Source organism: Kribbella sp. VKM Ac-2569, from assembly GCF_004216905.1.
Taxonomy (GTDB): Bacteria; Actinomycetota; Actinomycetes; order Propionibacteriales; family Kribbellaceae; genus Kribbella.
In genome coordinates this window covers 1,818,779-1,831,702 of sequence record NZ_SGXJ01000001.1, presented here as the reverse complement: position 1 = coordinate 1,831,702, position 12,924 = coordinate 1,818,779, and the positions used below count along the sequence as shown (strand labels likewise).

Annotated in this window: 16 protein-coding genes; 9 read left to right on the top strand and 7 right to left on the bottom strand. The window is 68.0% G+C overall.

Going from position 1 to position 12,924, the window contains the following annotated elements:
- Positions 1 to 26: 26 nt before the first annotated feature.
- Entirely contained in the window at positions 27 to 926 is a 900-nt protein-coding gene (locus EV649_RS08595) for an EamA family transporter (protein WP_130382186.1), read from the top strand.
- Here the strand turns inward: EV649_RS08595 and EV649_RS08590 are convergent.
- Positions 892 to 1,545, bottom strand: a complete 654-nt coding sequence (locus tag EV649_RS08590) for a flavin reductase family protein (protein ID WP_130382184.1) — start codon at positions 1,543 to 1,545, stop codon at positions 892 to 894. The two genes, EV649_RS08595 and EV649_RS08590, sit on opposite strands and share 35 nt — an antisense overlap.
- Positions 1,546 to 1,578: 33 nt before the next feature.
- On the opposite strand from EV649_RS08590, the gene EV649_RS08585 reads away from it, so the two are divergent.
- Entirely contained in the window at positions 1,579 to 2,622 is a 1,044-nt protein-coding gene (locus EV649_RS08585) for a serpin family protein (RefSeq protein ID WP_241997892.1), read from the top strand.
- Here EV649_RS08585 and EV649_RS08580 read toward each other — a convergent pair.
- Complete coding sequence (locus EV649_RS08580) at positions 2,613 to 3,299, bottom strand: TIGR03943 family protein (protein WP_241997890.1); 687 nt, start codon at positions 3,297 to 3,299, stop codon at positions 2,613 to 2,615. The genes EV649_RS08585 and EV649_RS08580 overlap by 10 nt on opposite strands.
- On the bottom strand, positions 3,296 to 4,306 hold the full coding sequence (locus EV649_RS08575; protein ID WP_241997888.1) for a permease: 1,011 nt from the start codon (positions 4,304 to 4,306) through the stop codon (positions 3,296 to 3,298). The genes EV649_RS08580 and EV649_RS08575 overlap by 4 nt, the downstream gene beginning before the upstream one ends.
- Before the next feature lie 108 nt (positions 4,307 to 4,414).
- On the opposite strand from EV649_RS08575, the gene EV649_RS08570 reads away from it, so the two are divergent.
- Complete coding sequence (locus tag EV649_RS08570) at positions 4,415 to 5,560, top strand: serpin family protein (RefSeq protein WP_130382180.1); 1,146 nt, start codon at positions 4,415 to 4,417, stop codon at positions 5,558 to 5,560.
- On the opposite strand, the gene EV649_RS08565 is transcribed toward EV649_RS08570, so the two are convergent.
- Complete coding sequence (locus EV649_RS08565; protein WP_130382178.1) at positions 5,541 to 6,089, bottom strand: TetR family transcriptional regulator; 549 nt, start codon at positions 6,087 to 6,089, stop codon at positions 5,541 to 5,543. The two genes, EV649_RS08570 and EV649_RS08565, sit on opposite strands and share 20 nt — an antisense overlap.
- The gene (locus EV649_RS08560; protein ID WP_130382176.1) at positions 6,064 to 6,495 is read right to left on the bottom strand and encodes an SRPBCC family protein; all 432 of its coding nucleotides are present in this window, start codon (positions 6,493 to 6,495) and stop codon (positions 6,064 to 6,066) included. Before EV649_RS08560 ends, EV649_RS08565 begins: the two co-directional genes overlap by 26 nt.
- Positions 6,496 to 6,579: 84 nt before the next feature.
- On the opposite strand from EV649_RS08560, the gene EV649_RS08555 reads away from it, so the two are divergent.
- The 5 genes from EV649_RS08555 to EV649_RS08535 all read left to right on the top strand — a co-directional run bounded on the left by EV649_RS08555 (position 6,580) and on the right by EV649_RS08535 (position 10,791).
- Complete coding sequence (locus EV649_RS08555) at positions 6,580 to 6,774, top strand: hypothetical protein (protein ID WP_130382174.1); 195 nt, start codon at positions 6,580 to 6,582, stop codon at positions 6,772 to 6,774.
- A 1-nt stretch (position 6,775) separates the two neighbouring features.
- Positions 6,776 to 7,453, top strand: a complete 678-nt coding sequence (locus tag EV649_RS08550; RefSeq protein ID WP_130382172.1) for a PhzF family phenazine biosynthesis protein — start codon at positions 6,776 to 6,778, stop codon at positions 7,451 to 7,453.
- Positions 7,454 to 7,526: 73 nt separating this feature from the next.
- Positions 7,527 to 8,369 (top strand): nitrilase-related carbon-nitrogen hydrolase, encoded by an 843-nt coding sequence (locus EV649_RS08545; protein WP_130382170.1) that lies wholly within the window; start codon positions 7,527 to 7,529, stop codon positions 8,367 to 8,369.
- A 13-nt stretch (positions 8,370 to 8,382) separates the two neighbouring features.
- Positions 8,383 to 9,789 (top strand): dihydropyrimidinase, encoded by a 1,407-nt coding sequence (gene hydA, locus EV649_RS08540; RefSeq protein ID WP_130382168.1) that lies wholly within the window; start codon positions 8,383 to 8,385, stop codon positions 9,787 to 9,789.
- 9 nt (positions 9,790 to 9,798) lie between these two features.
- Complete coding sequence (locus EV649_RS08535; RefSeq protein ID WP_130382166.1) at positions 9,799 to 10,791, top strand: TIGR03842 family LLM class F420-dependent oxidoreductase; 993 nt, start codon at positions 9,799 to 9,801, stop codon at positions 10,789 to 10,791.
- Here EV649_RS08535 and EV649_RS08530 read toward each other — a convergent pair.
- Positions 10,788 to 11,195: a cytidine deaminase gene (locus EV649_RS08530; RefSeq protein WP_130382164.1), complete on the bottom strand. Its 408-nt coding sequence runs from the start codon at positions 11,193 to 11,195 to the stop codon at positions 10,788 to 10,790. The two genes, EV649_RS08535 and EV649_RS08530, sit on opposite strands and share 4 nt — an antisense overlap.
- Positions 11,196 to 11,389: 194 nt before the next feature.
- On the opposite strand from EV649_RS08530, the gene EV649_RS08525 reads away from it, so the two are divergent.
- Positions 11,390 to 11,593, top strand: coding sequence for a cold-shock protein (locus tag EV649_RS08525; RefSeq protein WP_130382162.1), 204 nt, complete (start codon positions 11,390 to 11,392; stop codon positions 11,591 to 11,593).
- Positions 11,594 to 11,650: 57 nt separating this feature from the next.
- On the opposite strand, the gene EV649_RS08520 is transcribed toward EV649_RS08525, so the two are convergent.
- Positions 11,651 to 12,919: a sugar ABC transporter substrate-binding protein gene (locus tag EV649_RS08520; protein WP_130382160.1), complete on the bottom strand. Its 1,269-nt coding sequence runs from the start codon at positions 12,917 to 12,919 to the stop codon at positions 11,651 to 11,653.
- Between the last annotated feature and the right edge of the window lie 5 nt (positions 12,920 to 12,924).

Genomic DNA, 12,924 nt, shown 5'->3' with positions numbered 1-12,924 from the left:
GTGTACTCCGACCAACACTGGACCGTATGAAGCCTCGTGACCTGCTCCTCGCCCTCGCCGTCGTTGTTGTCTGGGGCATCAATTTCGTCGTGATCGAGGTCGGTCTCGAAGGCATGCCGCCGCTCCTCCTCTCTGCGCTGCGGTTCTTCTTCGCGGCCGTCCCCGCGATCTTCCTGCTCGGCAAACCACGCGTCGCCTGGCGGTACGTCGTGGGCGTCGGACTCGCACTCGGCGTCGCGAAGTTCGGGTTGCTGTTCATCGCGATGGATCACGGCGTACCGGCCGGTCTGTCGTCGCTCGTCCTGCAGAGTCAGGTGATCTTCACGGTCCTGTTCGCGATCGCCGTACTGCGGGAGCGGCCGCGGCCCACGCAGATCATCGGCATCGTCATCGCGTGCGTCGGGATCCTGCTGATCGTCCTCGACCGCAAGCTGTCGGCGCCGCTGCCAGCGCTGGTGCTCGTGATCGTCGCGGCCGGGTTCTGGGGTGTGGCCAACACGATCACCCGGCACGCGAAGCCGCCGGACACGCTGCGTTTCATGGTCTGGGTCAGCGCCGTCGCCGTCGTACCGCTGCTGATCCTTTCCCTCCTCACCGAAGGGCCGAAGGCAGACGTCGACGCGATCCGCGCGATCGACCTGAGCGGCATCGGCGCGATCGCCTACCTCGCCTTCGTGGCGACCCTGTTCGGGTTCGGCGTCTGGGGCTACCTGCTCCGGCAGTACGACGCCAGCACGGTCGCGCCGTTCTCGCTGCTGGTGCCGGTCGTCGGCATGTCCGCCGCGTGGGTCCTGCGCGGTGAGGCGGTCGGCCTGCAGCAGGCGATCGCGGCGGCGCTGGTGATCGGGGGCATGGCCTGCACGATCATCAAGCGGCGCAGGACCCCGCTGACTACGGAGTCCCGGGTCCTGGTGAAGTCAGGCTGACCATCAGGGGCATCTGCCATCCGCGCGCGAGTGATGAGGGGTACGCCGGAGCGCCGCCCGCGAAGTACTCCGTGAACTTCATGATCAGCGGATCCCAGCGCAGCGGGTCGATGTAGCGTTCGTTGCTCATCAGCAGGTCCTCGCGAACCCGGACCCGCTCGACCTTCATCTCCAACGTGCACAGGTGCGAACCCGGCCCGCCGATCTCCCGGATCGCCTCGATCCGGCCTTCGAGGTTGATCGGGCTCTCCTGGACGGAATCCAGGCTCGACAGCTCGCTCGGCTCGCGGGTCAGGCCGCCGGCGGCGAACTTGTCCGGCACGTACCGGTACCCGCGTGCCCGCTTCGACTCGGACATCTCCTCCGACCCGGTCAGCAGGGCGATCCGGTCGAGGGCGGCGACCATGTCGGGGTCGACCAGGTTCAGCACAATCTCCGGCCGCTCGACGAGATTCTTCACGGTCTGGGCGCTCGTCCCCATCCCGAGCATCGCGGTGTATCCGAGCCACCAGGCGGACGACATCGGGGCGAGGTTCGTGGTGCCGTCGGGGTTGGAGGAGCTGATCAGGACTACCGGCGTACCGAAGTACAGGACCTTGGGCTCGACTGTGCGCTTCATGCGAATGCAACGGTGATGCGTCAGGATGTGTGAGTGGACGCATCTCAAGTCGGTCGCCTGACCGCTCGATGGATCGCCGAACTGCCCGGCGAGGACAGCACCGTGATCTCCGGTCTCGGCGTACAGCCGTTGCTCGCGATGCTGGCCGAGGTCGCGGACGAGCCTGCCCATACGGAGCTGGCCGAGGCCGCGGGCGGACGGTACGGCGGTCTGCTGCAGGCTCCCGAGTTGCGGATGGCGTTGGGACTGTGGACGCGACCGGAGATCGAGCTGCAGCCGGGCGTGGACCGGTTCCTGCCGCAGGAGGTGCGTGGGACGCTGACCGATCGCGCCGCACTCGACGCGTGGGTGGTCGAGCAGACGGACGGATTGCTGCAGCGGATGCCAGTCCAGCTCACGCCTGAGGTGTTGCTGGTGCTCGCGTCGGCGTTGGTGCTGAAGACGGAGTGGGCGCTGCCGTTCGACGAGTACCCGCGGAACGATCGACGGTGGTTGAGCCGGGCGGATACGGACCTCGACAGCTTGCGGGTGTACGACAGTGCGGCGGGTCCGTTGACCGTGGTGACGGTGCAGGGAACCGGCGAGGTCGACGTACGGCTTGTGGTCGGTGATGGTGGGCGTGCGGCCGTACTGTCCGCGGCGCTAGAGCTCGACGGGGACGGGGTGAGCGGGTCCGAGGTTCTCGCCGCGGAGCGGTCGGCGCCTGGCGTGGAGGTCATCGAGTCCATGCAGCCGACCGTCGTACTGTCGATGCCGTACTTCGAGATCGAGGCGGAGCATGATCTGCTGCAGCATCCCGAAGTGTTCGGGCTGGTGTCCGCATCGGACGCGGGCAGCGGGCATTTCCCGGGGCTGAGCCCGCAGCCGTTGGCACTAGGCCAGGCGCGGCAGGCCGTGATGGCGCGGTTCTCCGCGACCGGGTTCGAAGCGGCCGCGGTCACCGCGATGGCCATGGCCGCGGGCGCTGCGTTGAGCGCGAAGGCCCTATACGTGAACCTTGAGCGGCCGTTCGGGTTCATCGCCGTACATCGACCGACCGGAGTTCCCGTCGTGGCCGGCTGGGTGAACTACTCGTAGGGGTTGGCCGGAGCGGCGACCGGCTTGACGGTCTCGACCGTGAGTGCGGCGACGTCGCCGTCGACGCGCTTCGTCGGCTCGGCCCACTTGCCGGTCACCGTGATCCATTGGTTCTTCGCCGGCGCGGCCTGACCGCGGGCCTCGACCATGAACGCCGTACCGTCCGCGACGCAGCAGGTCAGGCCGATGCGGGTCACGTACCAGACGCCGTTCTTCGCCGGGGTGACGAAACCGGTGAGCTGGAACGAGCGGCCCTGCATCGTCTCCTTCTCCCACACCGCCCAGACCGAGTAGTCGCGAACCGTCATTGGCTTGGGGCCGTGCGACTCGTCGCCCCAGTACGCATTGCCCTGCGGATCGACGGGTTTCGCTGGTTTCGCGGCGACCGGTGACTGCCGTTGCGCAGCGTCTGCGCCGAGCGCGGGCGGATCCACGACGAGCAGCGCGAAGACCGGGATCAGGAGCAGCCAGGCGGCGCGCGGCAGACCGTGGTCATGGGTCTGGCGGGACCGCACGACCACGTCGGTCACCGCGAGCGCGATCAGCACGACACCGGCCGCGAGCAGCATCCACCGCATCCCGGGCTTCACGTACCGCAGGTAAACCCCGGACGTCGCGAGCTGCACCATCGCAGCCCCGACGAACACGATCACCAACCCGGCAACGTTGCGCTTCACAGCAACCACCACCCCACGAGGAGACTGGTCAGGATCGCGACCACGAAGGTGGCCGGTGCGAACCGTACGGCGAACTTCGGGCCGAACGTTCCGGTCTGCAAGGCGATCAGCTTCACGTCGACGATCGGGCCGACCACCATGAACGCGAGCCGCGCGGTCAGCGAGAACTGCGAGAGGCTGGCCGCCACGAACGCGTCCGCCTCGGAACAGATCGCCAGCAGTACGGCGAGCAGCCCGAGGATCAGCACCGACAGCAGGAGATTCCCCGCGACGTGGTCGAGCCAGGCCCGCGGGACGACGACGTTCAACGTGGCCGCGGCGGCCGCGCCGACCACCAGGAACCCGCCGGCGTGCAGGAAGTCGTGCAGCATCGCGGACCGGAACACGTCGAACTTGGAGTCGTCGTGCGCGTGCCGGTTCTTCGGCATCTTCAGCCACGACCCGCCCTTGCCGGTCAGCAACCACAACCAGCCGAGGATCATCGACACCGCGAGCGAGGTCACTGCGCGGGCGACCACGACCTTCGGCTGGCCCGGGAACGCCACCGCGGTCGACGCCAGTACTACCGGGTTGATCGCCGGCGCGGACAACAGAAACGCGATCGCCGCGGCCGGGGTGACGCCACGATTCATCAACGCCGCCGACACCGGGACCGACGCGCACTCGCAGCCCGGGAGTACGACCCCGGACGCGCTGGCCACCGGTACGGCGAGGGCTGGATGCTTCGGGAGTGCCTTCGCGAAGAACGACGCCGGGACGAAGGCAGTGAGGGCGGCCGAGAGCAGTACGCCGAGCACCAGGAACGGCAGCGCCTGCACGGTCACGCCGACGAACATCGTCGCCCAGGTGCGGATCCCGTCGTCGGTGAACCACCCGTTGAACAACCGCCGCCCGAACAGCGCGAGTCCTACCAGCAGCACGAGCGTTGCGGTGAACGCGATCGAGGACCCAGACGGCTCTTTCTCCGTCGTCTCGGGCTTTTCCTCGACCTCGGTTGGCGTACTCACGGTGCGCATACTGACACAACAGAGTGCGGCCGGACGACCACCCACAGCACCTCTGAAATGAAAATCAGCGTCATTCCGGCAAATACTCGCGTGTGGCAGGCTGGGGATATGGATGCCGACGTGGTGCGCGCAGTCAACGACCTCACCACCCGCTGGGCCCGGACGCTGCCGGCGGAGAACACGGTGGTGGCCGGCCTCGGCCTCTGGCCGTTGCTGGCGATCCTCGCGACCGGTGCCGACGAGCCCGGACGCACCGAACTCGCCGCGGCCGCTGGGGTGGACCCGGCGACCGGGTCGACCGACGCGATCCGCCTGATCGAGACGATCGAAGCCTCCGCCGATCTGAACGCCGCGCTCGGCGTGTGGGTCAGCGAGCAGCTCAAGCTCGCCGAATCGTTCGACGGCGTGATGCCCGCGCCGCTCGTCGGCCTGCTGACCGGCAACCCGACCGTGGACAAGGCGAAACTCGACGCCTGGGCCGCCGACCACACCGACGACCTGATCCGCGAGATGCCGGTCGACCTCGACGGCGACGTGATGCTCGTCCTCGCCTCGGCGCTGCTGCTCCGCACCACCTGGGTCCGCCCGTTCACCGAACAGATCCGTCGGGTCGCCGCAGGCCCGTGGGCCGGTTCATGGCACTGGCTCGAGCGCACGGACTTCGACCTGGATTCGGTACGGCGGTACGACGACCTCACCGTGGTCACGGTGCGAGGCGACGCGGATGTCGACGTACTGCTGGGAATCGGCGACGGTGACGACGTACTCCCGCGGCTGTTGGACGCGGCGGCTCGCCCGACGGACGGCGTACCTGGAAGTCAGTTGATTGCCGAGGACGATCCCGGGCCGGGGTTGCGGATCGGGCGGAACACGGCGTCGCGGCCGGATGTGAAGGTGTCGTTGCCGTCGTTCAGCATCGAGGTCGAGCACGATCTGCTCGCGTCTCGGGAGCTGTTCGGGTTGACCGCGGTCACGTCGGATCCGGGGGCGCACGGGCACTTCAGCGCGCTCAGCCCGACGCCGCTCCAGGTCGGGCAGGCGAAGCAGAAGGTGCTCGCGCGGTTCTTCGCGACCGGGTTCGAGGCCGCGGCGGTGACCGCGGTCGCGATGACACGGGCCGCGATGGTCACCCGGCAGGAGCGTCGCCTGGAGCTCACGCTGGACAGGCCGTTCGCGTTCACCGCCGTACTGCGGGACTCGCGGCTGCCGATCGTGGCGGGCCGGGTCGAAAGGCCTACTGAACCGGGAGCCTGAACAGCCGGTTGAGCAGCGCGGACGCCTCGTCGACGCCCGCGCGATCGCCGGTCAGCAGCAAGTCGAAGAGCAGGCCACGCGAGGCGGCCAGACCGAGGCGCGCGTACGCCGGGGCCTCCGCCGGCGGGAGGCCCGCGCGTACGCAGAGCTCGATCAGCGGCGGCAGCCAGACGTTGATCAGGTCCGCCTTGAGGGACTCGGTGTGGGGCAGGTCCTGCATCGCGTGCGCGCTGAGCTCGAAGAACAGCGGGCCGTAGACGAGCGCGGCCTCGGTGACACGGCGCCAGAACTCCTCGGCCTGCTCCGCGATCGGTCGCTGCGACTCGCTCAGGTCGGCGAGGAGATCGCGTTGCTGCTGCTCGACCGTGCGGACCACCTCGGCGAGCAGTCCCTCGCGGGAGCCGAAGTGGTAGATCAGCATCCGGTGACTGGTGCCGATCGAGGTCGCGATACTGCGCAGACTCGCGTCCCCGATCCCGTTCTTCGCGAAATGCTCGACGGCCTCACCCAGCAGGCTTGCTCGACTCACTGACTTCCTTCAGTTTCGCGGTCTCGGTGGCGATGTAGTCCCGGGTGAGCTTGGCGTACAGCCTGCCGAAGAGCCAGCCGAGCGGGCCCTCCTGGACGATGGTCGCGGTCGCGACAGTGCCCTCCGGCGTGCTGATCACGCGGTGGCCGCCGGTGGTCTTGATCCCGGGGGCCTTCGAGACCCACTCGAAGTACTCGCCCTCCTTGAGCTCTGTCACCTCCCAGACGGCGACCGGGAGCTTGGGCTGGCGGATCCGGGTGCGGGAGCCGACGTGGATCCGGCCCGCGTCCAGCCGCTCGACGGAATCGACGGTCGGGGTCCAGTCGGGCCACCGCTCGACGTCGCTGAAAACCTCCCAGACCCGGTCGGCCGGGGCCTGGATCGTGCTGGAATGATCGAAGCGCATGTACCAAATGGTACATCAGGTCTGTGTGAGGCTTCGGCGGGCGGTCTGCTGGCCCGCCACCGGTGGCAGGTAGGGTCTTGGGCCATGGCTGACCAGAACGCCCCGCAGAACGTGGAGAACGAGCAGGACCCGGGCGCGAACACGCAGATGTTCCGCGCCTTCGTCAACGAAGGCCAGGCCGAGGCCACCAGCGAACCGAAGGTCAACGGCCGGGTCCTCGCGATCGTCGGCGGCGCGGTGCTGCTGATCGCGATCGTTGCCGCGATCGTCGTTCTCTGAGTTGACGGACCTCCGGGTCGAGGTCGTCAGGGTTTTCACCGACCCGGACGGCCGGTTCGGCAACCCACTGGGCATCGTCGACGGCCGCCTCGTCGGTGAGAGCGACCGGCAGCGCGTGGCCGCCGAACTCGGCTACAGCGAGACCGTGTACGTCGACGACGCTGCCACCGGCACGCTCCGTATCTACACCGCCACCGGCGAGATGGCTTTCGCCGGCCACCCGACAGTCGGCGCCGCCGCCTGGCTCCACACCCACGGCCACCCGGTCGACACCCTGCACGTCCCCGCCGGCCCGATCCCCGTCACCCGCTCCGGCGACCTCTTCGCCGTCCGAGCCGACACGGCCTGGGGCAGCCCCTGGGACTGGCGCCAACTCTCCTCACCCGAGGAGGTCCTGGCCGCCGACCCCACGACGTACACCGCCGGCCACACCTTCCTCTGGTCCTGGCAGGACGAGCCCGCCGGCATCATCCGAGCCCGAGCCTTCGCCCCCGCCATGAACGTCGAGGAAGACGAAGCCACCGGCTCCGCCGTAACCCAACTAACCGCCCAACTGACCCGAGACCTCCTGGTCATCCAAGGCACCGGCTCCCACCTCTACGCGACCTACGATCCCCCAACCCACGCCACCGTAGGCGGCCACGTCCTCCCCGCCCCGCCGCGCACGTTCACGTTCTGACCGCGATCTCCGGCATCCGTTGACGGTTGGTGGGGAAGGGATAGAGCATGGGACCTCTACTTGGGGAGGTCTTGTGGCGGACGTTGTCAGGGCTGCGCTTGTTCAGACGTCGTGGACGGGTGACAAGGAGTCCATGATCAAGGCGCACGAGGACTACGCGCGGCAGGCTGCCGCTGCGGGTGCGAAGGTGATCTGCTTCCAGGAACTGTTCTACGGGCCGTACTTCTGCCAGAAACAGGACGCCGAGTACTACGAGTACGCCGAATCCGTGCCAGGACCCACCACCGAGCGGTTCGCCGCGCTGGCGCAGGAGCTCGGGATGGTGATGGTGCTGCCGATGTACGAGCAGGAGCAGCCGGGCGTGCTGTACAACACCGCCGCGGTCGTCGATGCCGACGGCACCTATCTGGGCAAGTACCGGAAGAACCACATCCCGCAGGTGAAGGGCTTCTGGGAGAAGTTCTACTTCCGGCCGGGCAACCTCGGGTACCCGATCTTCGACACCGCGGTCGGCCGGATCGGCGTCTACATCTGCTACGACCGGCACTTCCCCGAGGGCTGGCGGGCGCTCGGCCTGGCCGGCGCGAAGATCGTCTTCAACCCGTCGGCGACCAGCCGCGGACTGTCGGCGTACCTGTGGAAGCTCGAGCAGCCGGCCTCCGCGGTCGCGAACGAGTACTTCATCGGCGCCATCAACCGGGTCGGCATCGAGTCCGAGTTCGGCGACAACGACTTCTACGGCACGTCGTACTTCGTCGACCCGGAGGGGAAGTTCGTCGGCGACGTCGGGCACGACCACGATCCGGAACTGATCGTCCGCGATCTGGATCTCGGCCTGCTGGACACCGTCCGGGACCGCTGGCAGTTCTACCGCGACCGCCGCCCCGACGCGTACGGAGACCTGACGAAACCGTAGAAGGGGAACTCCGATGTCTTTGCTCGTCAAGGGTGGAACCGTCGTCGGACCGACCGGGGCCCGGGTCGCGGACGTGCTGATCGAGGGCGAGAAGATCGTCGCGGTCCTCGACCCGTCGTTCAGCCCGACGATCGCGGTCGACGAAGTACTCGATGCCTCCGGCAAGTACGTGATCCCGGGCGGGATCGACGCGCACACGCACATGCAGCTGCCGTTCGGCGGTACCGCGGCCAGCGACACGTTCGACACCGGCACGCGTGCGGCGGCGTACGGCGGAACCACGACGATCATCGACTTCGCCGTGCAACGCACCGGCGAGGTCGTGCAGGACGGGCTCGCCGCGTGGCACGCGAAGGCCGAGGGCGAGTGCCACGTCGACTACGCGTTCCACATGATTCTCGGCGGTGTCGACGCCGACGCGCTGAAGGCGATGGACCAGTTGGTCGCCGACGAGGGCATCACGAGTTTCAAGCTGTTCATGGCCTACCCGGGCGTCTTCTACTCCGACGATGGGCAGATCCTCCGCGCGATGCAGACCGCGCGTGAGAACGGCGCGATGATCATGATGCACGCGGAGAACGGCATCGCGATCGACGTCCTCGTGCAGCAGGCGATCGCCAAGGGCCAGACCGACCCGATCTACCACGGCATCACCCGCCCGGCCGCGCTCGAGGCGGAGGCGACGAACCGCGCGATCGCGCTCGCCGAGGTCGCGCAGGACTGCCCGCTGTACATCGTCCACCTGTCCGCGAGTCAGGCGCTCGAAAAGGTCGCCGAGGCGCGGCACGCGGGTCGCAACGTGTTCGCCGAGACCTGCCCGCAGTACCTGTATCTGACGCTCGAGGACCAGCTCGGCGCGCCCGGGTTCGAGGGCGCGAAGTGGGTCTGCTCGACGCCGCTGCGCAGCAAGCACGAGTCGCACCAGCGGGACCTGTGGAAGGGCCTGCGGAACAACGAGCTGGCGATCGTGTCGACCGACCACTGCCCGTTCTGCATGAAGGACCAGAAGGAGCTCGGCCTCGGCGACTTCTCGAAGATCCCGAACGGGATCGGCGGCGTCGAGCACCGCGTCGACCTGGTCTTCCAGGGTGTGGTGGACGGGAAGCTGTCGCTGGAGCGCTGGGTGGAGACGATCGCGACCACGCCGGCCCGCATGTTCGGGCTGTATCCGCAGAAGGGGATCGTGCAGCCCGGATCGGACGCCGACCTGGTGATCTACGACCCGAACGGTACGACGCGGATCGGCGTCGAGACGCACCACATGAACATGGACCACTCGGCGTACGAAGGGGTCGAGATCAAGGGCCGGGTGGGCACCGTCGTGTCGCGCGGCGAGGTGATCGTGGCTGACGGCAACTACCATGGCCGGAAGGGCCGGGGGAAGTTCCTGAAGCGCGGCCTGTCGTCTTATCTGATGTAGGGGGATGTCGTGGACTTCGGTGTGGTGTTCCAGTGTGATCCGCCCGCGTCCACGGTCGTGGAGCTGGCCCGGAAGGCGGAGGACGCCGGGTTCTCGTACGTGTGGACGTTCGACTCGCACCTGCTCTGGCAGGAGCCGTTCGTGATCTACAGCCAGATCCTCGCGGCCACGCGCCGCGTGATCGTCGGGCCGATGGTGACGAATCCGGGCACGCGGGACTGGACGGTGATCGCGTCCCAGTTCGCCACCTTGAACGAGATGTTCGGCAACCGGACGATCTGCGGGATCGGGCGCGGCGACTCGGCGCTGCGGACGCTCGGCGCGCAGCCGGGGACGATTGAGGAGATGAAGCAGTGCGTCGAAGTGGTGCGGTCGCTCGCGCGTGGCGAGACCGTCAAGCACCGCGGGCAGGAGCTGAAGCTCGCGTGGGTCGAGAACGGCGCGCTCGACGTGTGGGTCGCGGCGTACGGCCCCCGCGCGCTCAAGGCGACCGGCGAGGTCGGCGACGGGTACATCCTGCAGCTGGCGGATCCGGACATCGCGGAGTGGATGATCACCGCGGTACGTCGGTCGGCGGAGCAGGCCGGCCGCGATCCGATGGCGATCAAGTTCTGCGTCGCGGCACCGGCGTACGTCGGGGACGACCTGGATCACCAGCGTGAACAGACCCGCTGGTTCGGCGGGATGGTCGGGAACCATGTCGCGGACATCGTCGCGCGGTACGGGACGTCAGGGGCCGTGCCGCAGGCGCTGACCGACTACATCGAGGGGCGCAAGGGGTACGACTACGCCGAGCACGGGCGCGCCGGGAACACGCACACCGACTTCGTGCCGGACGAGGTCGTGGACCGCTTCTGCATCCTCGGCCCGGTCGAGAACCACCTCGCGCGACTGGCCGAACTCAAGGAACTCGGCGTCGACCAGTTCGCCGTCTACCTCCAGCACGACGCCAAGGAGGAGACCCTCGCGGCCTACGGCAAGGACATCATCCCAGCGGTCTAAGGGGTCCAGCGGTAGGCGCCGGGCAGGAGGTCGGTGGCCAGGACCGAGGCGGGGCCGTTCTCGGTCGGCAGGATGACGCGGATCGTGGGGTGGTAGTCGACGAAGACCTGGCGGTCGCGACCGCACGGGCCGACCACGCCACGACCTTCGTTGCCTACGGCTACGATCGTGGTGAGCTCGCGGGCCCCTTCGGCGCGGGCGCGGCCGAGGGCGACCAGTTCGGCGCAGGGGCCGCCGGTGAAGTGGTACAGGTTGATACCGGCGTACATCCGGCCGTCCGCCCCGCGGACCGCGGCGCCCATCGTGTAGACACCGTCGGGTCCGTCGGTGTTCGCATCGACCGTACGGCGGGCCAGCTCGATCAGCTCGCGGTCGTCGTCGGTCAGCGGTTGCAGGCTCAGCATGCGCCTACCCTGCCACGCCCGGCGCGGCCGATGGGAATGAATTGTGCGGATTCGTGGTTGGATGGGGTAGGTCGATTTTCAGTAGCTGTGGTTTATCCCGATCTTTCCTTGTGAGAGATGGTGTGCCGCCGGTGCGACAACGGCCGGGTCTACCGCGACCGCGGTGCGCCCCATCTCCACGAAGGAGCAACAACATGGCACAGGGAACTGTGAAATGGTTCAACGCCGAGAAGGGTTTCGGCTTCATCACCGTCGACGGCGGCGGAGCGGACGTGTTCGTCCACTACTCCACCATCCAGACCGACGGCTTCCGTAGCCTCGACGAGAACCAGCGCGTCGAGTTCGACGTCGTCCAGGGCCCGAAGGGTCAGCAGGCGGAGAACGTCAACGTCGTCTGACACCAGCTCGGCACGGACGCGGCCCCTCACCTGACGGTGGGGGGCCGCGTCCGGTTGTCAACCGGTGATCCGCTTGAGTTCGGCCTCGGTCACCGACTTGACGGTCTTGATCTCGGCCGCCGGGTCGGCGCCGCTGCGGATGATCTTGTTCAGCGCGTCGGAGTACGCCGAGCTGGCCTTCGGTGACCAGAGCATCGGGTTCTGCGGGCGGCCGTTCTCGTTCAGCAGCTTGACCGCGTCCGCGGCCGGGCCGGACTTCAGCTTGTCCGCCTTCTCCGACAGGCTCTTGCGGGCCGGCACGTGGAAGCCGTACGACTGCGCGAAGTCGAGCTGGTCGTCGGTCTGATCCACCCACAGCCACTTGATGAACTTCTTCGCGGCGTCGAGGTTCTTCGACTTCGCGTTCACGCACGCGCCGAACGCCCCGACCGGGACACTCGGTGCGCCGGTGGTGGCGTTCAGCTTCGGCCAGGGAAGTACGCCGTAGTCGCCGGGGAGCGCCTTCTCGATCACCGGGAGCGTCCACAGGCCGGTGAACTGCATCGCGGTCAGGCCCTGCGTGAATGCGGCCGGGTCGGACCAGTCGGTCGGTGCCCCGAGCAACAACACCTTCGACGCCCAGAACTCCCGCAGTTTGCGCAGCGACTCGAACGCGGCCGGGTCGTCGAAACCGAACTGGTTGTCCTTGGTCAGGTAGTCGACACCGGCCGACCAGAGTGCCGGCCCGCCGAGCACGCCGACGCCGCCGTCGTTGCCGACGAACAGGCCCTTGGTCTTGTTGTTGGTGAGCTTCTTCGCGGCGGCCAGCAGTTCGTCGACGGTCTGCGGCGGTTGTACGCCGGCCGCGCTCAGCAGACTCTTGCGGTACACAAGCAGCTGCATATCGATCACCTGTGGGATCGCGTACAGCTTGCCCTGGTACGACATCCGCTCGAGCAGCGCAGCGTTGAAGTCGCTCTTCGCGTCGCCCAGCAGATCGGTCAGCTCGACGACCTGATTGCCCTTGATCATGTCGATCGTCGGCCCGTTCGGGTACTCGAACACGTCCGGGCCCTGGTCGGTGAGCAGCGCCGTCGCGGCCTTCTTCTCGTAGTCACCCGGCGACCACTGGATCGTCACGGTCGCATCCGGGTACGCCTTCGCGTACTTTTCCACCGCCTGCTGCGTGCCCGCCTCGCCGTACTGGTGGTACCACTGCTGGAGCGCCGGCTTCGACCCGTCCGACCCCCCGGACGACGGTCGCCCGGAGTTCGACCCGCATCCCGCCACGGCCATCGCGGCCAACCCAGTTCCGAGCCCGAGTACCTGCCGCCGACTGATCGTCATCGCCT

Coding starts and splice junctions, on each gene's coding strand:
- EV649_RS08595 (WP_130382186.1), top strand. CDS start 27: ATGAAGCCTCGTGACCTGCTCCTCGCCCTCGCCGTCGTTGTTGTCTGG.
- EV649_RS08590 (WP_130382184.1), bottom strand. CDS start 1,545: ATGAAGCGCACAGTCGAGCCCAAGGTCCTGTACTTCGGTACGCCGGTA.
- EV649_RS08570 (WP_130382180.1), top strand. CDS start 4,415: ATGGATGCCGACGTGGTGCGCGCAGTCAACGACCTCACCACCCGCTGG.
- EV649_RS08560 (WP_130382176.1), bottom strand. CDS start 6,495: ATGCGCTTCGATCATTCCAGCACGATCCAGGCCCCGGCCGACCGGGTC.
- EV649_RS08555 (WP_130382174.1), top strand. CDS start 6,580: ATGGCTGACCAGAACGCCCCGCAGAACGTGGAGAACGAGCAGGACCCG.
- hydA (WP_130382168.1), top strand. CDS start 8,383: ATGTCTTTGCTCGTCAAGGGTGGAACCGTCGTCGGACCGACCGGGGCC.
- EV649_RS08530 (WP_130382164.1), bottom strand. CDS start 11,195: ATGCTGAGCCTGCAACCGCTGACCGACGACGACCGCGAGCTGATCGAG.
- EV649_RS08525 (WP_130382162.1), top strand. CDS start 11,390: ATGGCACAGGGAACTGTGAAATGGTTCAACGCCGAGAAGGGTTTCGGC.
- EV649_RS08520 (WP_130382160.1), bottom strand. CDS start 12,919: ATGACGATCAGTCGGCGGCAGGTACTCGGGCTCGGAACTGGGTTGGCC.